Here is a 22,397-nt window from a genome sequence, read left to right as displayed (position 1 = left end):
CTCATTGATCGTCTCCATTATAGGAAATCATTGTTAAACGACTGTGAAGAAGTGTGAACCGATTGTAAGCGCTGAACATTAAAAACAGGTCTTCCCTCACAAACCTGCCGCTGAAACATGCCGAAAGCTGGCTGAATGACGCGTTTTCTGCATATCCTGTCGTTTGCAAGCCGCCCATTCGGACTATTTTTCTTCACATGATCTTAAAAAAACAAAAACACCGAGCCATTTCGCTGAATGACTCAGTGCCTTATCAGTTATTTCGAAAACAATCTGCTGAAAAAGCCCTTCTTTTTCGGCTTTTCAGCAGGTGGCTCTTGATCTCTTACAATTCCTTTTTCCTTCGCTTCTTTCAGCCAAAATGGAAATTCAGCAAGCAGAGCATCATAAAGCTCATCATCAGAAATGCGGTCAATCTCTTCGATATGCAGGAAGTTCGTGTTATCAATGACACGCCCTCCTAACGTATCCAGTTTATTGAGAAAATCAAAGTTTCCGTTTCCGATGCCGACAAACTGCCAGAACACCGGTTTATCAGAAGAAGCTTCAATTATCGGTTTGATTGACTTTTTACAGCCCCCGTCATTGATAAAAACAATGAAAGCAGGATACGAGCTCGGTTCCTCCGTAACATATTTGCGCAGCACGTCCTTCATGACTGGCGGCTCATCATTTCTGCCGAATTTATGCAAGCGGTCATTATTTAAAATTTCACGATCGACATAGCCCGAAAAATCCTTTTCTGAAACTGGCTTTAATCGGGAAAATTCATTATCATACACCCATACATCCAGCAAACCGTTATCATCAAACTGATCAGCCACTGCCAAAATCCGCTCCACCACATTTTGAACCGTCCCGTTTTTGTAGAGCGGTCTCATCGATCCCGTAATATCAAGAACCAGTCCAACACGAGCCGTCACCTTCGTTAACTGCTTTTTCTCCAGTACGATCTTTACACTTTTCTTTTGCAGGTCAATTGTCGCCATTCTGTCATCTCCGTCAGCTCTTTTTTCTTCGATTATCTCACAGGAATATTTTCCATTGCATCTTTTCAAAGAAAAACACCGTTCAACTTGAACGGTGTCCTGTCTCTAAAATGTGTTATATACATTTTCACACGTCTCCGCCGTCGGCTGATAAAAGCAGTGTGACTTAAACCTTGCCACAAACGGCTGGTTATACCACTGGGCTGGACAGTCTCCCTCCGGCCTGAAGTACCACAAACTAAATTTTGCCGGCCAGCGTCTTTCACCGTTAATCGACCGCCGTGCAAGAGCACGCTCGCTATCTCGCGCCCTTTGATAAAAATATCCATGAGTCACAGCCTCAAACGCGTGTGGCTGATAAATCATCTGCCTGATGGTGCGGAGGCCTTTAAAATCTGAGCAATTCGCCCGCAGCCGATTAATTCCAACGTTGCCGACAAGCAGCATCCCCTGCTTGCCTTCGCCTTCCGCTTCCGCTCTGAGCAGCCTTGCCATCAAATCGACATCCGCACTCGTTGCTCTCACGACCGCCATCACGTCACCTCCCCTTGATCTCTTTTCATCATATTTCATTACTTCAGAAGTGATGACGGAGGGACAGGAGAAGTTTTTAAATTTATTCATCTAAAACAGCAAACATAATGGGCTGTTGGGCGTCAAAGCAGCGTCCGGTGCGGTACAAGCTTCACGTTTCCGCTGTCGAGGCGCCGCAGCCTCAATTCCTGATTCACATCATCGACCCCTCCCCAGCAGATTTGCACCCGCCTCCGAAAAGAAATAAGGTTTAACTTTTTACATTTGAGGAATTATACATAACAAATCAAATGACAAAAGGAGGAATTGTAATGACACATGTGAAAGCGCTCGCTATTAAAGGTATTATGACGATTATTGTGTTGTATCTGGTGCTTGGTCTGGGCTTTGGTTTCACGTTTGGTGATACGCTGCTAATGACGATTGTGTTAGGGGTTATTTCTTATTTGCTGGGCGATCTTTATGTATTGCCGAGATGGAATAATATGATTGCAACTTTGGCTGATTTTGGCTTGGCCTTTCTTGTGATCTGGCTGATGGGCATGCCGCTTTCCCTGGGGATGACTGGCGGTGAAGTTGCGTTGGCGGCTTTATTCGGCGCAATCCTCATGGCAATCGGTGAATATTGCTTCCATTTCTATATGATGAGCAAAGAGATTGGCAAGAAGCATTATCTTGAAACAAGAACAGACTCATAATGGAAAGGCCGGTGCTGACAGCATCGGCCTTTTATACATATTGGGCGCCTTTGTTTACGCATCCTGCTTGTCCGCATTCCTGATCGCCATGTAGGAAAAGAACAATCCGAATGCCGCTAACGATAACGGGATATACACAACAGATGAAATCGAGAAGCCCGGACTTGTTGAGCTGATGAGCATCACAATTACTACAGATGAAATGATGGTCGCCGGAACCGAGTGTCTACGCATCCCAAAAAAGATGGGAACTAAACTGGTTCCAGCGGCGCCAAAAGCGAAAACTGCCATTTTGACCGCCTGTTGAGAAATGATCTCGGAAGTAAGCTCTCCCGGTATGAAATGGTAGATCGAGTTCAGCCAAAAGAAACCGGCGGCTATGAGTATATTTGAAAGTAAAATCGTGATAAACGTCAGTCCGCCCGCGATCATAAGCTTAGCGGTGAGCAGCTTTTTACGGCTGATCGGGTACGTGAACATCACAAGAATGGTTTTGTTTTTATATTCCGAAATCACCAATTTTACGATCAGCACAGCGCCAAATACGATAAATACCGCTCTGACGAAGGTGCCGATGATGAGGAATGCTTCATCCGTACTTTGGAACGAAACCCCGCCATCGGCTTTTTCGGAATAACTGATCAGCCACATAAAGCCCATAATGATCACGTTGGCAATGAGGGCACCTCTGATATACCAGCCCATTTTCATTTTTCTTAATTCGATTCTGATCAAATTCATCAACGTGTCTCTCCTCCTTTACGCACTGATGCTATTGCCGTTGATCAATTTGATAAAATAATCCTCCAGCGACGTATACTTTTTGTTCATTGATTCAATGTCTACATCATTTAAAATCAGCGCTTTGGATATAGCAGGCTGTGAGGCTTCGGCTTCGTAAATTCGGATTGTTTTCTCATTTAAAATTTTAAAGTTGGTTAATTGCAGCTCTTTCTCAAGCACAAAGCAGGCCTTTGTCTGATTCGATGTAACAAGCTCGATGTATTCAGTGTTCTGGCCCCTGACATCCTCCATTGATACCTCTTCAAGCAGCCTGCCGTCCCGAATGACGCCGATTGTGTCTGCGATTTGTTCGATTTCACCCAGCAGGTGGCTTGAGATCAGCAGTGTCATCCCGTACTCTTTGCTCAGCACTTGAAACAATTGCCTGATCTTTTTAATGCCGATAGGGTCAAGACCATTCACCGGCTCATCCAAAATGAGCAGGTCCGGCTTCGTGAGGATGGCACGCGCAATTCCAAGGCGCTGCTTCATCCCGAGGGAAAAGGTTTTGACGGGTTTTTTGTCGATTTGTTTTAAATTCACCATATCCAGCACTTCTTGTATGGCTTTTTTATTGTGGTATCCCATATATTCACAATGCAGATCTAAATTTTCTTCAGCTGTCAGGTTTTCATAAAAAATCGGATATTCAATCATGCTGCCGATGTTCCCCAGCACCTCATATGACGTGTGGGTGAACTTGTTCCCAAGAATGATGATTTCACCGCTTGTCGGTTTGACAAGGCTCGTTAGCATTTTCATAATGGTTGTTTTCCCCGCGCCGTTCGGGCCGAGAAAGCCATAGATTTCACCTTTTTTAATATGCATGCTGACATTGGATACGACCTCTTTGCCCTGATACGTTTTGGTCAGCCCGTTTGTTTGTACGATATAAGTCAACTTTGTTTCTCCTTCCCTCTCTTTTCCTGTTTTCTATTGTAGCGGCGAGCCCTGTCATTTTTATTTCTCAAACCTTAAGAAATTCTTACGATTAATATGTCATGCGTTTCAAGGTGATCGTAAATGCAGTCCGTTCGTACGGCTTGCTTTGGACGGATATGGTGCCTCCCATTTTTTCTGTAAGCCGTTTTGTGATGGTTAAACCCAGGCCGCTTCCTTGAAATGCTTTATTTCTGGATTCTTCAAGTGTGTACAGCCTCTCAAACACCCGCTGCTGATCGGTTTCACTAATCCCTTTTCCGCGATCCCATACGGTGATGGCGATGTTCCTCTCATCATAAGACAGCGTCAGCCCGATTAACTTGCCGGCCGCGCCATATTGAATCGCATTGGACAATAGGTTTTGCAGGATTCTGTCCAGAGCCTCTTCATTCGCCTGCGCATACACCGGCGTATCCGGGATATCGATGGCTGCTTGAAAACCTTTTGACTGAACAGCGTCATAATAGTGCAGGATATTTCGTTTGCATATGTCGTTCATATGTACTTTGGTAATCGGGATCTCTTTATCTTCAGATTCTAATTTCGCTAAATCAAAAAAGGAGTTGATCATCTGAATGAGTTCATTTGTTTTCTGGCGGAGCTTCCCCAGCAATCTTTCCCGCTCTTCGTCCGGCATGTTCGGGTCACTTTGAATGGCTTCGATATAACCGAGAATGACCGTTAACGGCGTTTTCAGGTCGTGAGACATATTGGTCAGCATCCGCTTCATGGATTGCTCTGTTTTGGCAAATTGGGCGCTGATCTGCTGACGATTCTCAACGATAAGATTAATGTTAACAAGCAAGTCTTTGAGCGCATGATCGTCTGTAGGAAGCAAAATTTGTCCTGCCGAATCCCGGCTGAGCATGTAGCTAAGCTGGTCAGCCGTGTAAGCCAGATTCCCGTCCCGCTTCTTTTTCATTATGAATTGAATCACATTCAGACACGCCAGCGCGATGACAGCGGCCACCCATAGCACTGTCATTCTAAAACTCTCCTAATTTATAACCGATGCCCCATAGCGTTTTAATATATTGAGGGGAGGAGGGGTCATCCTCAATCTTTTCTCTGAGCCGCCGCATGTGTACGTTAATGATGTTCTGATCATCAAAGTACTCTTCATTCCAAACGGAACGGTAGATTTGTTCTTTCGTAAACACTTTTTTAGGATTTGATGCAAATAAGCACAGCAGCTGCCATTCTGTTGACGTCAGCTGGAGCGGCTCTCCGTTTTTCAAAACGGAAACATTGTCTATATCTATCGCAAGCTGGTGAATCCGGATCACCTTATTCACAGCCGGCTCCTCTGCCGAATATTGCGTCGCCCGCCGTATCGCGGCTTTCAGCTCAATCATCGAAAACGGTTTGGCGATATAATCATCCGCCCCAAAACCCAGTCCCAATGCCTTATCCACATCTCCGTCTTTTGCCGAAATCATTAAGACCGGTATATTGCTTTTTTCCCGGATGATTTTCAGAAAATCCATGCCGTTCAGCTTCGGGAGCATGATATCAAGGAGGACCAAATCGTATGAATCCTGCTGAAACAGCCGGATGCCCTCTTCTCCGTCGAAAGCATGCACAATTCCAAAGCCTTCTTTTGTTAAATAATGATCCACCATTTCACTGATTGAGTGGTCGTCTTCTACAAGCAATATGCGCTGCATCTTCTCACCTAACCTTTACAAAATCAAAAAACACACACGTAATTACACTTATTGTAATTGAAAAACGTGTGTGTTTTATAAAAATTATTCTTTTTTTCCTATTTTCAGCTTCCTGTATTCCATGCCCGTAATGACAAAGAATACGGCAGCGCATCCAATGACTTGAATGAGCCCGAGTCGTTCACCGAAAAATAAAGCTCCATAGAAAATCGTCAGGATAGGCCCTGCCATTGAAATGGCGGCGGCTCGCTGTGCCCCGATTCGTTTTATGCCCTCAAGCATTAGCACAAATGGAATCACTGTGGTAACGACTGCAATTACCGCGAACAAACCATACATAGAAAGCGGATATGCTGCCATTGGCGTATTCATGCCAGCCGCCGATTTGATCCCTGTGTAAAGCATCATGGCAGCTCCAGCAGCTGTCATCCCGTATGCATTGAGACGGATCCCTCCGATTTGATGGACGAGATGCCCGGAAAGGACAAGATAACCAGCATAGACCGCCGAAGATAACAAAATGAATACAGCTCCAATCATATTCGCCTGGAAAAGTTCAGCATTCCAGCCGCCCAGCGCCAAGAAAAGCCCAAACATGACCGCCAGAACTGCGAAAAGGTCCTGAATTGAGGACATTTTCCGGTCACGACACGCGGTGAATCCAAACACAAACAACGGATAGCTCATCAGCAATATACGTTCAACCATTGCGGATACATGGTTCAGCCCGATAAAATCAAGCAAGGGAGACAGAAAAAAACAAAACACTCCCGCGCCACAAGCCTTCCATAGGTCTCCTTTTTTCTTACCGTCTGGCATTGGAGGTCGGTATATTAAAAAAATCAGCCAAAACAGCGGAACAGCCAGCAGCTGCCTGTATAGCAGCACGGCATCTGGCTCAGCACCCATTTGGTATGCCCATTTTATCCAAATCGATTTAGACGCAAAACAAACTGTTCCGATCAGCAAAAAAATCGTACCTGCTGCGGCCTCACGAATCTTACTCTGCTCTTCTGCTCTCATCTCAGCTCAGCTTTTCTCCTTTACTTATTCAAATGCTTTTGGATAAAATCCAGAAGCGTATATCCTTGAGCAGTCAGAATAACACCTTTTCCGCTGCAGGCCGGGCAAGGTGTTCCTTCGATTTCTCCCGCTCTTTCACATTTAGGACATGCGACCTCAAGATCATCAGTTGCAATGACCATTTGATATCCTCCTTTCTAACTCATCTGCTATGCCACCACCAGCCATCGTCCATTGGCCGTCACCTCCTTTAAGAAACACAAAAACCCCCGTCCTATGAAAAGGACGAGGGTCTCGCGGTACCACCTTTATTAACAGCTATACAGCCGTTCACTCTAAGTACAGAAAACCTATGTTTCGATACTCCTCTCTTGGTAACGGGGAGAGAAACCCGGCATCGCCTACTATCCGTTCAGCAAAGCAATTCAGAAGCCCATTCGGCATCAGGGGAGGATCGGTTCACACCTGCCACCGACTCTCTGAACCTCCATTCTGATGCGTACTTGCTCTTCCTCACGATTGTTAATCCGTTCTATTATTTGTAGAGTTTATAATACTCGGTTCATGAAACGAAGTCAATTCTTAATCCGATGTTACACCAAGTGCTTCCAGCGCCATATTGATGTGTTCCTCCTGCTGTGTTTGCAGAGCTAGCTTGGCGATTTCCACCGGATACGCCGCCTGCATCTCTGAAATGTGTTCCTGCATTTTTGCCCATATCCGGCCGCCTGCTTGATCATAGTATTCAAGTAAACGGGCAGTTTCTTTTTCCCCGAAAATGGTTTGATAAAGAACAAAATCCTTGGCTGGATCGGCAACCTTCGCTTCTGTCCAATCCAGAAGTCCTGTGACACGTTCATTTTGGTCGATAAGAATATGCGGCGGGTGGAGATCGCCGTGTATCAGTGCAGAAAAACAAGGCCAGTATGCATCATCATCTATCCACTTTTGCCATCTTTCCCAAAGCGTCGTAGATACACCAAGCTTATTCTTCACATCAACCATAGAGTCTGCTGTCATTTGCCTGAAATCTTCTGGCCTTATCACTTCTATTCCGGATTGCCCAGCAGATATTTGATCCGTGCCATGTAATTTAGCCAGTATGTCGGCAAGTGTGCGGACAAAGTCGTCTGACGGCGGCTGATGATCCATATTCCATACATATTGCTTTTGTTCCAAGTCAATTCCAGCAGCCGGCGTTCCTTTTAACATGGGGTAAGCGATCAATTCCGGTGTATGAATTCTCCAATCCGGCACATCAGCAGTCAGATTCGCGCGGAGAAAGGCAAGCGTTATGCCTTCTGCAGATGCTCTTTCCACAACATCACTTCGCCGCGGTTTTCGCAGCACCCATGGCATACCTGTGTCGTCCTTGGCAAATACAACTTGAAAGTCCATTCCGGTTTCATTCAATTGCGCGTTCTCAGAATGAACCGTCAAACCTTGGCTGCGTGCAAGCCCGACAATCTCCGTGATCATCTGTTTTTCGGTAAGGTTTGTCATCCCATTTCCCCTTTCTCATGCTCCGCCCTGAAGGAGAGAGAGGGGATGTTTGGGGGCAGAAAAAAGAAGGCAGGCATCGCCACCCTCTTTTTTAATAACCATATAAGGGCTCATACATAGGCGGATTCATCCCGATTCTCCCGCATTCAGGCGAGAGTTGCTCACTATTGAATTCGTGTCACTCGGAATCTAATGAATGCCATGCTGTAACCCCTCCGTTTCCTATACGTTAATTGTATTTTACATCATATTCCATCTAATCGCTATAAAAAAATGAATCAAGTCACTGGAGCAGGATTAAACAAGCACAAATCATTATGAAGGCCCCAACGGTCTGCCCACGTTTGTTTTCGGCCGCTTGCCACATCCAAAATCGTTCTGAAGATTTCCCAGCCTACGTCTTCGATACTGGCCTCTCCTGTCGCGATTTGGCCGGCATTGATATCGATTAAATCAGCCCAATGCTCTGATAAGGAATGCCGCGTCGATACTTTCAGCACCGGCGCAGCAGCCAGGCCGTATGGTGTTCCCCTTCCTGTCGTAAACACCTGCAGATTCATGCCCGCAGCCAGCTGCAGGGTGCCGCACACAAAATCGCTTGCCGGTGTCGCCGCGAACAGCAGGCCTTTTTGCTTTGCTCTTTCACCAGGGCCGAGCACGCCGGAGATGGGGCTTGTGCCTGATTTCGCTACCGAACCTAACGCTTTTTCCACCACATTGGATAATCCGCCTTTTTTATTGCCTGGTGACGGGTTTGCGCTACGGTCTGCGTCTCCCCGCCGAAGATAGCTGTCATACCACTTCATCTCTTTGATCAGCGATTGTCCGACCTCTTCACTGACAGTCCGCGGCGTTAATAAATGAATGGCATCCCGCACCTCTGTCACTTCAGAAAACAAAACCGTTGCACCTGCGCGAACCAATAAATCAGCCGCATACCCCACGGCAGGGTTCGCCGTCACGCCGGAAAACGCATCACTGCCGCCGCATTGCAGGCCGATTACCAGATCCGAAACAGGGCATGACACCCGGGTTCTGCTGTTCAGCCTGATTAACCGTTCCTCCGCCATTTCCAAAATGGATTGGATCATCGCCGCAAAACCTCGGTGATCCTGGAGCGATAGAATGTCATCATCATTTTCGGAGGCAATTCTTTCCGGGAGGAGCTTTTCACATCCCAATCCGATGACCATTACTTCTCCGCCGAAGTTCGGATGCTTCGCAAGATTTTGAATCGTGCGGATCGGAATGACAGCGTCGGGCGCATTGATCGCCACGCCGCATCCGTATTGATGATGCAGCGGCACAACGTCATCGACATTTGGGTATTTCGGCAGCAGCTCTTCTTTTATTCGTTTGACTGCATAATCCAAAACGCCAACAACACATTGAACACTTGTCGTGATGCCGAGAATATTTTTTGTCCCCGCACTGCCATCCGCATTTCGATATCCTTCAAACGTATAGCCTTCAAGAGACGGCCGCGGCTGCGGCACCCTGTTTGCGAGAGGAAGATCGTCTAACGCCGGAGGAGCGGGCATTCTCACGAGGGCTTCCCGTATCCAGCTCCCGCGTTTGATCGTCTCATCAGCAAATCCGATCACCTCTCCGTAACGCACGATCTCGTCCCCTTGATTGAGATCGGTGAGGGCCACCTTATGGCCTTGAGGAACATCCTCTTCAAGTACGAGCCCGCATGAGAAAACAGTGCCCTTTGGCAGCCCTCCATCATTTACAATAATCGCGGTGTTATCTATTTCATGCACTTTGATGTAAAGGGGGGCTTGGTTCTTCCTGAGGTTCATCGCCATATGAAAATCACTCCTCATATTTTAGTAAGCGTTTTCTAAATTGGTTTAAAAAAACCGCAGCTCTTACGTTTCAACTGCGGTTGCTCACCATTATTTTTCATCCATTCCTTTTAGAATTTTGTCACGGACAAATTTCAGATGCTCATACATGTGGTAATGTGCTTTGTACGGATCTCTTTTGGCAAGGGCGTCGTAGATTTTTTTGTGATATTCGACCGTTACATCTCTCTCCCTGTACGGAATTTGGCTGTCAATTTTCGCATGGGTGATCAGCAGGGACTGAATCATCCCTTCAACGACGGGGTTATTGGCGCTTAACGCAATAATTCGATGGAACTCTTTATCCGCTTCACCATAATGATTGTCAGTGCTGTTGGCAATATCGTCGATCGTCTTCTGCAAACGCTGAAGCTCTTCCTCATTGATTTTTTCCGCGGCAATTGTCACGAGCCCGAGTTCTAGCGCCATCCGCGCTTCAATGATAGCCGGAAGATTATCAGTGGCCAAAGCAAGCATGACGGAAAATGGCTGCATGCCGATTTTATCGTTGAAATATGTGCCCCCTCGTGTTTTTCTCGTAATGACGCCCAGCGTTTCAAGTGAACTGAGTGCTTCCCGTAGCACCGGCCTGCTGACATGCAAAATGTCCATCAGTTCCATTTCTGTCGGCAATTTGTCTCCGGCCCTCAACTGTCCGCTCGATAATAAATGGACAATCCGTTCGATGACCTGCTTGGCTAATGTTTTCCGATTGACTGTATCGACTTTCAAATCCTCTAAACCTTCGTACACGAACAACTCTCCCTTCAGTTGTTCAATTGTAAGACAAAATAGCGGATATGACAATATTTACAATCAAACTTATCGCACAAGACACGGGCGCTTCCGGTCAAATTCCCAGTTGCTGATCAGGAACTGCATTGGGATCGCGTCATTCCGTGCGCCTAAATTCATTTTCCGATAGATCTCATGCGCTTTTTCCACTTGTTCCATATCAATATCGACGCCTAGTCCAGGCTTATCCGGCACCTTGACACAGCCAGAAGAAATCTCAAAAGGCTGTTTCGTTAATCGCTGCCCGTCCTGCCAGATCCAATGGGTATCAATCGCCGTGATCCGCCCCGGAGCCGCTGCTGCCACATGGGTAAACATCGCAAGGGAAATATCAAAGTGGTTGTTGGAGTGCGAGCCCCATGTCAAACCCCAATCATGGCACATTTGCGCAACCCGCACCGACCCTTGCATCGTCCAAAAATGCGGATCAGCCAGCGGTATATCGACCGCGTGGAGCTGAATCGCGTGACCCATTTCCCGCCAGTCAGTCGCAATCATATTTGTCGCAGTCGGAAGCCCTGTCGCGCGGCGGAATTCAGCCATTACTTCACGAGCGGAGTAGCCATTCTCATCCCCGCATGGATCTTCCGCATACGCGAGCACATCTTGCTTTCCTTTGCATAATGCAATAGCTTCCTCTAATGACCATGCCCCGTTCGGATCAAGAGTGATCCTTGCCTCTGGAAAACGTTTCGATAATGCGGTAACAGCTTCGATTTCCTCTTCTCCCCGCAGCACCCCGCCTTTCAATTTGAAATCCTGAAAGCCATAGCGCTCCTGTGCGGATTCGGCAAGACGCACAATGGCCTCCGGCGTCAGCGCTTCCTCATGGCGCAGACGGAACCACGCACAATCTGACTGCTCATCGCTTTGATACGGCAAGGTCGTCCGATTTCGGTCGCCGATGTAAAAGAGGTAACCGAGCATTTTTACTTCATCACGCTGCTTCCCTTCGCCCAGCAAAGCCGCGACCGGTTCCTGAAGAAACTTTCCAAGCAAATCCAACAAAGCCGCTTCCAGTGCGGTGACGGCGTGCACAGTGGTGCGCAAATCAAACGTCTGGTTTCCTCGCCCTCCCCTGTCCTGATCGCCAAACTGCTTTCTGACCGTTTGCAATATCGCCTGGTACGCACCGATAGATTTTCCGACAACAAGCGGCTCTGACAGCTCCAGTGTGCGGCGAATATGCTCTCCGCCAGGCACCTCGCCGACTCCCTGATTTCCGCTGCTGTCTGTTAAGATTACGATATTCCGGGTAAAAAACGGGCTGTGTGCTCCGCTTAGATTCAGCAGCATGCTGTCATGTCCCGCAACAGGAATCACCTTCATTTCAGAAATTGAGGGAATATTCGATCTTTTTTCTTTTTGAACCTGCTCTTGTATCGGTGAACTCATGCATTTTCCTCCCTTTATAAAGCGCTTTCATAAATATTAGACAGGCAACGATTGATCGGGGTCTTGTTCTTGTTTCTTTAACACGACCCGTTTGATCGGCCCGACCAGCAGCAAATAGCTGAGGATCGCCGCAATCGCGTTAGCGCCGACAAACACAAGCGCGCCATTGAAAGATCCAGTGGCATTGACAATGTATCCGATAATAATCGGTGTTGTAATTGAGGCAATATTCCCGAAAGTGTTGAACAAACCGCCGCTTAATCCTGCACATTCTTTCGGAGACGTGTCCGACACGACAGCCCAACCCAATGCGCCGAAGCCTTTTCCGAAAAACGCGAGCGACATAATGACAACGACGAGCCATGCTGAATCTGTGTAGTTACAGACAATCATACTGCAAGACAGCAGCATGCCGGCAATGATTGGCACTTTTCTAGCAAAGGTAAGTGAACGGCCTTTTTTGAGCAAGATGTCTGACACAATGCCCCCAAGCACGCCGCCGGCAAATCCGCACAGCGCCGGCAGGGAAGCGACAAACCCAGCTTCAAGAATAGACATGCCGCGGGCCTGAACCAAATATACCGGAAACCATGTGAGAAAGAAATAGGTGAGAGTCGTAATACAGTATTGCGCGATGTACACGCCAATCAGCATGCGGTTCGTTAACAGCTGTTTGATATACGGCCATTTCGATTCTGTTTCTTGTTTGCTTTTACTGTCATCCATGGAAATCAGCCCGCCGCCCTGTTCGATGTACGCAAGCTCAGCTTCATTAACCTTTGGGTGTTTTTTCGGTTCATACACCGTTTTTAGCCAGATGACAGCCAGAAGAATGCCCGCAATACCCATAACAACGAAGACGGAATGCCAGCCGAAAGAGTGGGTAAGCCAGCCCATTAAAGGAGAAAAAATGACGATTGCGAAGTATTGTGCTGAATTAAAAAAGGCTGAAGCTGTCCCGCGCTCGGAGCTTGGAAACCATGAGGCAACAACTCTGCCGTTTCCGGGAAATGAAGGCGCTTCTGATAAACCAACCAGAAAACGCTGTGCAAACAGCAGGATAATCGCTGTGCCGGCGGAGAAAAAGCCAATCGCCCCTTGCAGCAGCGTAAAAAACGACCAGAAAAAGATGCTTAACGCAATGATAGTCTTTGAACCAAAACGGTCCAGCAGCCAGCCGCCCGGAAGCTGTCCGATGACATAGGCCCAGCCAAAGGCAGAAAAGACATATCCCATGGCGACCGAGTCCAATCCCAAATCATGCTGGACGGAATCTCCGGTGATGGAAAGCGTCGCTCGATCCGCGTAGTTAATAGAGGTCACAAGAAACAGCATAAACACGATGAACCAGCGCACGGACGTTTTTTTGCCCGCCGGTGTAACATTCGCAAAGTCTTTTTTCATAGTATCTTCTCCTTTTCAAAGTAGAGAATCATATGCTGGCTGTGATAAAGCCGGGAAAGAGACGCATGCCTCTTTCCAGCACCATTACGGCTTCACAAAAACGGTTTTAATCGCTGTGAAAAAGTCCTTCGCTGCCTCACCCTGTTCTCGGGAGTGGGAGCTCGACTGCTTCATGCCGCCAAAAGGCGCCTGCAGCTCAACACCTGCGCTTTCTGCATTGATCCTAACCAGTCCGGCATCGATTTCATCAATGAAAGAAAGCATTAGGCCGATGTTTTCCGTGAAAATGGATGCACTTAAACCGAACTTCACATCATTGGCGATGTTCAGCGCCTCCTCCATCGAGTCCACCTTGATCAAGGCGATCACCGGACCGAAAATTTCCTCCTGGGCAATTGTCATCTCAGATGTCACATTGTCAAAGATGGCAGGCTGAACATAATAGCCGTTTTGATACTTTCCGTTCTCCAGCTTTTCTCCTCCTATTAAAAGGGAAGCCCCCTCCTGTTTGCCTTTCTCAATGTATGACAGGCAGTTATCAAGCTGATTCTTGCTGGCAATCGGTCCCATCCAGACATCCTCTTTTAAGCTGTCTCCGATTGTAATATCTTTTGTGCGGTGGAGCAGGTTTTCTTTAAAGCGCTCGTAAATTCCGCTTTGTACGATGACACGGCTTGTCGCGGTGCATTTCTGGCCGGTTGAACGGAAGGCCCCCGTTATGACAGCTTCGGCCGCAGCTTCAAGGTCAGCGTCATCAGCTACGATAACAGGGTTTTTGCCGCCCATCTCAAGCTGGTACTTAGCTCCCCTCGCTAAAGCGGCTTGCCCGATGATTTTTCCGACTTGATTTGAACCGGTAAACGTAACGGCGTTTACACCGTCATGCTCAGCAAGCCCCTGCCCGACAACAGAACCCGGGCCTGTCACCAAATTGATGACCCCTGCCGGGAGCCCCGCTTCCTCAAAGCAGGCAATGATCTTTGCGCATGTCACAGCTGTTTCTGTCGCCGGTTTGATGACAACGGTATTGCCGTATACCAATGCCGGCGCCATTTTCCAAATCGGAATCGCCACTGGGAAGTTCCACGGAGAAATCACGCCGACCACACCGAGCGGAACACGGGTGGTAAACATGAGCGCGTCTTTGTCAGTAGACGGAATGACGTCACCCGTTTTTCGCATGCCCTCTCCGGCGTAATAGCGCAGAATGGCAATCCCCCGGGCTGTTTCTCCCTTCGCTTCCGGCAATGTTTTACCCATTTCACGCGTTGCACAGGCGGCGATTTCCTCCAAGCGCTGCTCCATGATATCCGCTGTTTTGTATAAGTATTGGCCGCGCTCGGCACCCGTCAGCTTTCTCCAAGCCGTTTTGGCTTCATTGGCGGCGGCGACGGCACGTTCCACATCTTCAGCTGTTGAATTCTGTACATATCCGACAATATCATTCACATCGGCAGGGTTTTCGACCTTGACCATATCGCCTGATTGAGACTTAACCCACTCTCCGTTAATAAAGTTGAGGTACGTGTTTTGTTCCGTGATCACAGACATGCCCATTGCCCCTTTCGTGTTTTTTCTGGTCAAACCGTCGCGGCTTTTTTCGGAAAACGGTCAGCCGCCTGCTTCAAAATTGCTTCCAATTGCTGATAATGATCTTTTTCAACCGGGCCGACAGGCGGTCTGGCTGTATTCCTTACATTCAAACCCATGATTTCCATACCGGCTTTAATCAAGGATACGGCGTAGCCTTTTCGTTGTTTGCGAATGTCGTTGATCGGCAGAATCACATGCCGATAGAGTTCCTTCACAAGCTCGTCATTTCCATTTTTCAATGCATCATAGAACATTCGCGAAATATGCGGGATATAATTTGAAATCGCTGAAGAGTAAGAGTGGAACCCGATCGGCAGATAAGCCGGCATCGTCACTTCAGCCATCGGCATTCCGTTGAGCCATCCCAAGCGGTCGCCGATCGTATAGACGAGGTTGATATTCAAATCCATATTTCCTACCCCGTCTTTGACACCGACAAGCTGTTCACATTCGGTCAGACGTTTGATCTGTTCAACAGAGAGAACGGCGTTATCGCGCTGATAAAGAATCGCGTTCAAGTCAGTGCTTTCAATAATCGTTTTCGCATACTGGTACAGCCCCTCCTGTTCGCCATGCACCAAATACGGAGGCAGGATCAAGTAGCCGTCGGCGCCTTTTTTCTCCGACAGCTGCGCCCAATCAAGCGCTGTGCTGAGGTTGCCGCCCACCCCCGTGTAGACCGGCACCTTTCCTCCGGCTGCCGAGACTGCGACTTCCACCATTTGCTCATATTCCTTCTGGCTGAGAGATTGGAATTCACCAGACCCACAAGCGATAAATATCGCTTCCAAGCCCTCATTCAGCAAAAACTCAATGTTTTGAAAAAGAGCTTCTTCCTCCAGTTTTCCTTGTGTGTTAAAAGGAGCAACCGGAAAACCTAAAATTCCAGCGGGTGCTTTTCTGATACGGCTCATCAACATAACCTCCTGTTATTTGTGTATACAGCCTCTATCTGTAAGCGCTTTTATTAATTTTTCTTTCACATCCGCTCCTTCCCCATATATCCTTTTGTTTAATCGTATGACAAATAAACAATAAGTCAATATCTTTATTTTCTGATATTTTATAAAAAAGCGGTAAATCACTGTCCGGCCGGGATTCTGCGCAGCAAAAAAACAGCCTGGTCAGCCGGCTGTTTGGTTTATATCCTTCTTTGTTTCATCGTCTCATGCAAAAGCTTTGCTTCCAAAAAAAACACGTGGATGAATTTTTTCATATTTATTCTAGCAGGTGCAAGGGGTTTTGCATCCTTGGATTGGAGTTCTTTCATTTTCTGGCTGACAACCGGAAAATCAAAGAATTTCGATGCATAGGTTTCAAATTTTGGATTCGAAAAATCAGTTGTGCCCAATGAAGCAAAATGGTGCAGCGAATGGATAATCGCTCTGCGGATACGCTGCTCCGAGGCTTTCATTTCGCGATTGACTTCCGTCTGTGAGGCTCCTGTCCCCAGCTTCCGTACCGCTACTTGGGTGAATATTTGTTTTAGCGAAGGGCTTTGTTTTTCGTGCGGCTCGGATTGCTCGTGTTCTGCTAAATACTGCAGGACCGCCATGAGATCATGTGCGCCGCCTTCTCCCATCATGCCCAGCTCGGACAACAGGAATGTTCCTGCCTCTTTTAAACCGCTGTCACTCTTCTGCTGGGGACGCGCTTTCCGTTCAGTCCGATTGACAAGCCGGCTTAGAGAATGCTGAATGGCTCCAATCGAGTGTTCAAGCTCGATCCGCTCCTTCACCTTTTGGAGAACCGTGACAATTTCAATGCGGTTAATCGGCTTATGGATAAAATATTCGATGCCGAGCGAGTACGCTTCCCCGACCATTTCCTTCGCCTCCACTTGAGAGATCATTACGATTTTGCCGGAGTACGTATTCTGGATCTGACGAATCGTCTCAATGCCGTCTCTTCCGGGCATTAACAGATCGATTAATAAAATATCAATCTGCTTAAATTGCAGCATATGCCCTTCCACTTGGCTTCCGTCGTCTGCTTCACCAGCAGCTTCCCCGAGATCTTCGTCCTCAATGATCTGCCTTAAAATTGACCGCATCGCACGGTCATCATCTGCAATAAAAAAACGCATAGCTTTTGGTTCACCCTTTCTGAATCAAATGCCGGACAGGCAGCCTGATGGCAAACACCACTCCCCGCTGCTGATTATCAAACGTGATATCCCCTTCTAGCTCTGTCACGATTTCCTTTACGTAGGAAAGTCCGATACCCGTAGAAGGCGTGCCAAATTCGTCATATTTTGAAGTAAAGCCCGGGTCAAACACAATGTCTCCGATTTTCTCGGAAATCCCGGGGCCATTGTCTTCCACCTGGAATTCTACCATACTCTCATTTGGCTTACGGAGCCTCAGGCTGACCATTCCCTCTTCATCCATAGCCTCTACCGCATTTGCTGTTAGATTATTAATGATCGAAAGCACGATAAATACGTGATATTCGTCATGCTCTCCCTCGATCGAGCAGTAAAAATCAATCTGCTTCCCTAGTGCTTCAGCGTACTTTTCATTCATTCGAATCACGAGCTGCAGCAAATCAGAAGCCCTCATATAATCTCTCAAACTCTCATTCGAAATCAGTTTTGAAAGCCCTGCGAATATCCGCTGGTTGTCCTTTTTCACTTCATGAATCTCTCCGGCCAGTCTCAGGATTCTGCCGCTCAGCTGAACATCCTTGCCCTTCATTTCCCGATAGAGCTGATACGAATCGTTTGTCACTTTCTCTGTCGTTTTCAATGTCTTTTTTAGGTGCACCGTTTCTTCATATAAATTGGAAACGATCATCAGCATGTGCTCGTGCTGCTGCCTTGTCTGTTTTTCTCTCGATTGTGTTTCATATAGCTTCAGCACACTATAAAAGCTCATCACAATAAATGTGTGAGAAATCGCAATCACCGCAATGTCAGTGTTTTTCTCAGGCGTGACAACCGTATGAAAAATGAGAAATTGCACAGCCAGCTCGACACAATCTGACACAACTTCAATCATAAACCCAATGAAACCGAGCATAATCGGCCGTTCACGGAAACGATTGGCCTTTAATATGGAAAACAGACAGGCGTAAGTCATATAAAAGAAAAAGCCAGACGCTTGATCATACAGAATCGGAGTCAGTCCATTGTGTCCTCCGCCCCATAATTCCAGAAAGACGCGGAAAATGAAAACAGCCGCTCCAGTCAGAAAACCCGGCAGCACAGCGGGCACATGCCGCAACAATGATAAAAAGAAGAAAAAAACCGGTGCCCCAAAGCTGACCCGGAATTCTTCATTGAGGGGATAAAATTTCAGTTCACCGGCCAGCGGCACCGTAATCAGCATGAGAGCCAGTATATATCCGTCTTTTTCAATAAACCGTTCAAGTTTTATGTTGATCACATCCTCGCTTTTTATTTTGGGGAATCGGGAGAAAACCTGCAAATTGCTTTTGACCCAGAACATGAGGTTTTTATAAATCTTACTGCTTATTTTCAAAATGTTTTTGTCGTATTTTGTATGATTCTGTAGTCTCCATTATACAGTAATTATACCTTCCGCTATTATGAAAGCGTTTAACGCCCCTTTAGCCTTCGTTTTGATACACCTCAGTCCTTTAAGAAAAAAATCAGTGAGGAGGAATTCGATGAAAGAATTGATAAAAGAGCACCAGAAAGACATAAATCCGGCGTTACAGCTTCATGATTGGGTTGAATACTATCGCCCTTTTGCCGCCAATGGACAAAGCGCAAACTATATCCCCGCATTAGGAAAAGTCAATGATTCACAGCTCGGCATCTGTGTATTGGAGCCTGATGGAACGATGATACACGCCGGCGACTGGAACGTCTCTTTTACCCTGCAAAGCATTTCAAAAGTGATTAGCTTTATTGCCGCCTGCATGAGCCGCGGCATTCCCTATGTGCTTGACCGCGTAGATGTCGAGCCGACAGGTGACGCCTTTAATTCAATCATTCGGCTCGAAATCAACAAGCCGGGAAAGCCCTTCAATCCCATGATCAACGCGGGTGCCCTCACCATCGCTTCGATCCTTCCCGGAGAATCGGCATACGAAAAGCTCGAGTTTCTTTACTCGGTGATGGAAACTTTGATAGGAAAACGGCCGAGAATTCATGAGGAAGTATTCCGTTCTGAATGGGAAACCGCCCACCGCAACAGAGCGCTGGCCTACTATTTAAAAGAAACAAACTTTTTAGAAGCTGAAGTAGAAGAAACACTTGAGGTGTACTTGAAGCAATGCGCTATGGAGAGCACCACAGAAGATATTGCGTTGATCGGCCTGATCCTTGCTCATGACGGGTATCATCCGATTCGACGCGAGCAGGTGATTCCAAAAGATGTGGCAAAATTAGCCAAGGCATTAATGCTGACGTGCGGCATGTACAACGCTTCAGGCAAATATGCGGCGTTTGTCGGCGTGCCGGCCAAAAGCGGCGTCTCCGGTGGCATCATGGCGCTGGTGCCTCCAAGCGCCAGAAGAGAACAGCCTTTTCAATCCGGATGCGGCATCGGCATTTACGGGCCTGCCATTGATGAATACGGCAACAGCCTCACTGGCGGTATGCTGCTGAAGCATATGGCGCAGGAATGGGAGCTCAGCATTTTTTAAATATGAAAAAAGAGGTGATTGTATGCAGCAAATCCTGGAACATATCGTCGGTATTGCAAATGATCTTTTGTGGTCAAAGCTATTAATTGTTTTGCTCCTTTCTCTGGGAATCTATTTTACGTTCAGGCTTAAGTTTTTACAGGTTCGCATGCTGAAAGAAATGGTCAGGGTATTAAGAGAAGGTGCTGCTTCCCGGTCAAAAAACAGCATTTCTCCGTTTCAAGCCTTTTGCATCAGCATGGCGGCCCGTGTCGGAACGGGAAATATTACGGGCATTGCCATCGCCATTGCACTCGGCGGGCCCGGTGCAATCTTCTGGATGTGGATTATCGCCATTATCGGATCAGCATCCAGCTTTGTGGAAAGCACACTGGCTCAGATTTATAAAGTAAAAGATGTAAACGGCTTCCGCGGCGGGCCGGCGTATTACATGGAAAAAGGGCTGAACAAAAGGTGGATGGGCGCGCTGTTCGCTGTGTTAATCACCTTATCGTTCGGTATCGTCTTCAACTCGGTTCAATCCAATACAGTCAGCCTTGCCTTTGAAAACGCGTTTGGCACAAACCGCCTGACATTGGGACTCATTTTAATTGCTGTATTCGGCACGATTATTTTTGGCGGAGTCAAGCGCATTGCAAAGCTGGCTGAATCCATTGTCGTCGTATTGGCTGTCCTGTATATCGGAGTTGCGTTTTTCGTCATTTTCACCAACATTACGCAGCTGCCAAGTGTGCTTGCGCTAATCGTGAAAAATGCGTTTGGCTTTGACCAGGCCGCCGGCGGGGCTTTGGGCGCGGCACTCATGCAAGGCGTCAGACGGGGAATCTTTTCAAACGAAGCGGGAATGGGAAGCGCACCGAATGCCGCTGCCACCGCCACAACAAGCCATCCCGTCAAACAGGGGCTGATCCAAGCTTTTGGTGTACTGACAGATACACTGGTCATTTGTACAAGCACCGCCTTTATCATCCTGTTTTCGGATGCCTATCATACTCCGGGTCTGAGCGGAATCGCCTTGACACAAGCCTCCCTCAGCTCCCATGTCGGATCATGGGCATCAGGCTTTCTCGCCATTCTGATTTTGTTATTCGGATTCTGTGCTTTAATCGGAAACTATTATTATGGCGAAACCAATATCGGCTTTTTGAACAAAAGCAAAAAACTGATTTTTGTCTACCGTATCGGCGTGCTGGCAATGATCGTGTTTGGCTGTGTTGCCAAAGTCCAGCTCGTCTGGGATCTTGCTGATTTGTTCATGGGTTTGATGGTCGTCGTGAATTTAATCGCTATTTTCTTACTATCAAAGGTTGTTTTTACGGCGCTGAAAGACTATACACGCCAGAAAAAAGCAGGCAAGGATCCGGTCTTTTATAAAGATGTGCTCAAAAACCACAATGGCATTGAGTGCTGGCCGGTTTCAGACACAAAGACTGACACGCACAACAAACAAATATCATAAGAAAAGGGTGTTCAGACATATGGGCTGAACACCTTTCTCTTTTTGCGTTTATTGACAAACACGTAAGCCTCCATTACGATTTTCATATCTTTTTCAAAAAAATCTGAAAGAAAGGTACATTCTATGAATCCTATCCAACACATACTAGATACATACCCGCTTATTGTTCTAGACGGCGCCATGGCGACCGAGCTTGAACGCAAGGGCTGTGATTTGAACGACAGTCTGTGGTCAGCAAAAATCCTGATGGAAGAGCCGGAGCTGATTAAACAAGTTCATACTGATTATTTTGCGGCAGGTGCCGATTGTGCAATCACCGCCAGCTATCAGTCTACATTTGAAGGCTTTGCCGCACGCGGGCTGAGCGAAGCGGAAGCACGCCGGCTCATCGAGTTGTCCGTCAGCATCGCAGCTGAAGCACGTGATGAATTTTGGTCGCTTAAAGAGAACAGTTTGAATCGGCCAAAACCCATCATTGCGGCTTCTATAGGCCCTTATGGCGCTTATCTTGCAGACGGGTCTGAGTATCGCGGCAACTACGCAATATCAGAAGATGAACTGATTGAATTTCATCGCCCCCGGATGAAGGCGCTGATTGAAGCCGGAGCTGATGTATTGGCATGCGAAACGATTCCGTGTCTGACTGAAGCCAAAGCGATTGTTCGGCTGTTGAAGGAATTTCCTGAAACGTATGCATGGATCAGCTTCAGTGCTAAAGACGGCCTGCATATCAGTGACGGAACACCTGCATCTGATTGCGCATCATGGCTTGATGAACACCACCAAATTGCAGCACTCGGCATCAACTGCACGCCGCTTCAGCATATCCCTTCCTTGATAGAGGAGTTAAAAAAGAACACGTCAAAACCGATCATTGTCTACCCGAATTCAGGTGAGCAATATGATCCGGAAACAAAAACGTGGAACGGCGCAGCATGCGCAGAATCTTACGGGGCGAGCGCCCGCACCTGGCATGAAAAAGGAGCGAGGCTGATTGGCGGCTGCTGCCGGACAAAACCCGAAAATATTCAAGAAATTGCGGCTTGGGCCCGCTCTTTAAAAACAACTTGACTTATCGGAATAGTTTGTATATTCTAACTTAAAGCCGGTTCGCCGGAGTCTCGTGTCACTTTCTGACATGAGATTTT

General features: G+C 47.3%; 23 protein-coding genes and 1 other annotated feature. Of the genes, 5 read left to right on the top strand and 18 right to left on the bottom strand.

Annotation, left to right across the window (positions count from 1 at the left end; all coding sequences use genetic code 11):
- Window position 1: 1 nt before the first annotated feature.
- The 3 genes from NSQ12_RS01640 to cwlJ all read right to left on the bottom strand — a co-directional run bounded on the left by NSQ12_RS01640 (window position 2) and on the right by cwlJ (window position 1,523).
- Window positions 2-178 (bottom strand): hypothetical protein, encoded by a 177-nt coding sequence (locus NSQ12_RS01640; RefSeq protein WP_136654900.1) that lies wholly within the window; start codon window positions 176-178, stop codon window positions 2-4.
- A 79-nt stretch (window positions 179-257) separates the two neighbouring features.
- Window positions 258-989: a VWA domain-containing protein gene (locus tag NSQ12_RS01635; protein ID WP_339175733.1), complete on the bottom strand. Its 732-nt coding sequence runs from the start codon at window positions 987-989 to the stop codon at window positions 258-260.
- Between the two features lie 105 nt (window positions 990-1,094).
- A complete protein-coding gene (gene cwlJ, locus NSQ12_RS01630) occupies window positions 1,095-1,523 on the bottom strand; it encodes a cell wall hydrolase CwlJ (RefSeq protein ID WP_015715185.1) in 429 nt (142 codons plus the stop codon).
- A 311-nt stretch (window positions 1,524-1,834) separates the two neighbouring features.
- Between cwlJ and NSQ12_RS01625 the strand changes: the two genes are divergently transcribed.
- Together NSQ12_RS01625 and NSQ12_RS01620 are read left to right on the top strand one after the other, a co-directional pair.
- Window positions 1,835-2,221 (top strand): YndM family protein, encoded by a 387-nt coding sequence (locus tag NSQ12_RS01625; RefSeq protein ID WP_339175731.1) that lies wholly within the window; start codon window positions 1,835-1,837, stop codon window positions 2,219-2,221.
- Window positions 2,181-2,315 carry a hypothetical protein gene (locus NSQ12_RS01620; RefSeq protein WP_119122840.1) on the top strand — a complete coding sequence of 45 codons (135 nt, stop codon included), beginning with the start codon at window positions 2,181-2,183 and terminating at the stop codon, window positions 2,313-2,315. The genes NSQ12_RS01625 and NSQ12_RS01620 overlap by 41 nt, the downstream gene beginning before the upstream one ends.
- Here the strand turns inward: NSQ12_RS01620 and NSQ12_RS01615 are convergent.
- From NSQ12_RS01615 to glnK, 15 genes are all read right to left on the bottom strand, one after another.
- Window positions 2,276-2,962 carry an ABC transporter permease gene (locus NSQ12_RS01615; protein ID WP_080121049.1) on the bottom strand — a complete coding sequence of 229 codons (687 nt, stop codon included), beginning with the start codon at window positions 2,960-2,962 and terminating at the stop codon, window positions 2,276-2,278. The genes NSQ12_RS01620 and NSQ12_RS01615 overlap by 40 nt on opposite strands.
- An 18-nt stretch (window positions 2,963-2,980) precedes the next feature.
- Window positions 2,981-3,904 carry an ABC transporter ATP-binding protein gene (locus tag NSQ12_RS01610; protein ID WP_024572520.1) on the bottom strand — a complete coding sequence of 308 codons (924 nt, stop codon included), beginning with the start codon at window positions 3,902-3,904 and terminating at the stop codon, window positions 2,981-2,983.
- Window positions 3,905-3,995: 91 nt separating this feature from the next.
- Window positions 3,996-4,931, bottom strand: coding sequence for a two-component system sensor histidine kinase YcbM (ycbM, locus tag NSQ12_RS01605; RefSeq protein ID WP_072175252.1), 936 nt, complete (start codon window positions 4,929-4,931; stop codon window positions 3,996-3,998).
- Window position 4,932: 1 nt separating this feature from the next.
- Window positions 4,933-5,601 carry a two-component system response regulator YcbL gene (gene ycbL / locus NSQ12_RS01600; RefSeq protein WP_339176651.1) on the bottom strand — a complete coding sequence of 223 codons (669 nt, stop codon included), beginning with the start codon at window positions 5,599-5,601 and terminating at the stop codon, window positions 4,933-4,935.
- Between the two features lie 96 nt (window positions 5,602-5,697).
- Window positions 5,698-6,636 (bottom strand): DMT family transporter, encoded by a 939-nt coding sequence (locus tag NSQ12_RS01595; RefSeq protein WP_144500909.1) that lies wholly within the window; start codon window positions 6,634-6,636, stop codon window positions 5,698-5,700.
- 20 nt (window positions 6,637-6,656) lie between these two features.
- Window positions 6,657-6,818: an anti-TRAP regulator gene (gene rtpA / locus NSQ12_RS01590; RefSeq protein WP_003234807.1), complete on the bottom strand. Its 162-nt coding sequence runs from the start codon at window positions 6,816-6,818 to the stop codon at window positions 6,657-6,659.
- Between the two features lie 96 nt (window positions 6,819-6,914).
- Window positions 6,915-7,162: a binding site (T-box leader), on the bottom strand.
- 56 nt (window positions 7,163-7,218) lie between these two features.
- Window positions 7,219-8,139 (bottom strand): macrolide 2'-phosphotransferase MphK, encoded by a 921-nt coding sequence (mphK, locus tag NSQ12_RS01585; RefSeq protein ID WP_088467501.1) that lies wholly within the window; start codon window positions 8,137-8,139, stop codon window positions 7,219-7,221.
- A 278-nt stretch (window positions 8,140-8,417) separates the two neighbouring features.
- Window positions 8,418-9,950, bottom strand: a complete 1,533-nt coding sequence (gene garD / locus NSQ12_RS01580; RefSeq protein ID WP_144500908.1) for a galactarate dehydratase — start codon at window positions 9,948-9,950, stop codon at window positions 8,418-8,420.
- Window positions 9,951-10,040: 90 nt separating this feature from the next.
- The gene (locus tag NSQ12_RS01575) at window positions 10,041-10,742 is read right to left on the bottom strand and encodes a FadR/GntR family transcriptional regulator (RefSeq protein ID WP_003246338.1); all 702 of its coding nucleotides are present in this window, start codon (window positions 10,740-10,742) and stop codon (window positions 10,041-10,043) included.
- Between the two features lie 69 nt (window positions 10,743-10,811).
- A complete protein-coding gene (gene gudD, locus NSQ12_RS01570; protein ID WP_003234816.1) occupies window positions 10,812-12,179 on the bottom strand; it encodes a glucarate dehydratase in 1,368 nt (455 codons plus the stop codon).
- A gap of 36 nt (window positions 12,180-12,215) precedes the next feature.
- Window positions 12,216-13,583, bottom strand: coding sequence for a glucarate transporter GudP (gene gudP / locus NSQ12_RS01565; protein ID WP_339175726.1), 1,368 nt, complete (start codon window positions 13,581-13,583; stop codon window positions 12,216-12,218).
- 84 nt (window positions 13,584-13,667) lie between these two features.
- Window positions 13,668-15,134 carry an alpha-ketoglutaric semialdehyde dehydrogenase GucD gene (gene gucD / locus NSQ12_RS01560; protein WP_088467500.1) on the bottom strand — a complete coding sequence of 489 codons (1,467 nt, stop codon included), beginning with the start codon at window positions 15,132-15,134 and terminating at the stop codon, window positions 13,668-13,670.
- A gap of 29 nt (window positions 15,135-15,163) precedes the next feature.
- Window positions 15,164-16,090, bottom strand: a complete 927-nt coding sequence (kdgD, locus tag NSQ12_RS01555; protein WP_003246372.1) for a 5-dehydro-4-deoxyglucarate dehydratase — start codon at window positions 16,088-16,090, stop codon at window positions 15,164-15,166.
- Window positions 16,091-16,317: 227 nt separating this feature from the next.
- Window positions 16,318-17,262, bottom strand: coding sequence for a glutamine utilization two-component system response regulator GlnL (gene glnL, locus NSQ12_RS01550; RefSeq protein ID WP_080528873.1), 945 nt, complete (start codon window positions 17,260-17,262; stop codon window positions 16,318-16,320).
- A gap of 10 nt (window positions 17,263-17,272) precedes the next feature.
- Window positions 17,273-18,505 carry a two-component system sensor histidine kinase GlnK gene (gene glnK, locus NSQ12_RS01545; protein ID WP_153940022.1) on the bottom strand — a complete coding sequence of 411 codons (1,233 nt, stop codon included), beginning with the start codon at window positions 18,503-18,505 and terminating at the stop codon, window positions 17,273-17,275.
- A gap of 301 nt (window positions 18,506-18,806) precedes the next feature.
- On the opposite strand from glnK, the gene NSQ12_RS01540 reads away from it, so the two are divergent.
- From NSQ12_RS01540 to mmuM, 3 genes are all read left to right on the top strand, one after another.
- Entirely contained in the window at window positions 18,807-19,790 is a 984-nt protein-coding gene (locus tag NSQ12_RS01540; protein WP_014475676.1) for a glutaminase, read from the top strand.
- 22 nt (window positions 19,791-19,812) lie between these two features.
- Complete coding sequence (locus tag NSQ12_RS01535) at window positions 19,813-21,249, top strand: alanine/glycine:cation symporter family protein (RefSeq protein ID WP_003234831.1); 1,437 nt, start codon at window positions 19,813-19,815, stop codon at window positions 21,247-21,249.
- Window positions 21,250-21,372: 123 nt separating this feature from the next.
- On the top strand, window positions 21,373-22,320 hold the full coding sequence (gene mmuM / locus NSQ12_RS01530; protein ID WP_339175723.1) for a homocysteine S-methyltransferase: 948 nt from the start codon (window positions 21,373-21,375) through the stop codon (window positions 22,318-22,320).
- The last annotated feature ends 77 nt before the right edge of the window (window positions 22,321-22,397 follow it).

Source organism: Bacillus sp. PS95, from assembly GCF_037963565.1.
Lineage (GTDB): Bacteria > Bacillota > Bacilli > Bacillales > Bacillaceae > Bacillus > Bacillus subtilis.
The sequence above is the reverse complement of the archived record's forward strand: the minus strand, read 5'-3'. Positions and strand labels throughout refer to the sequence as shown.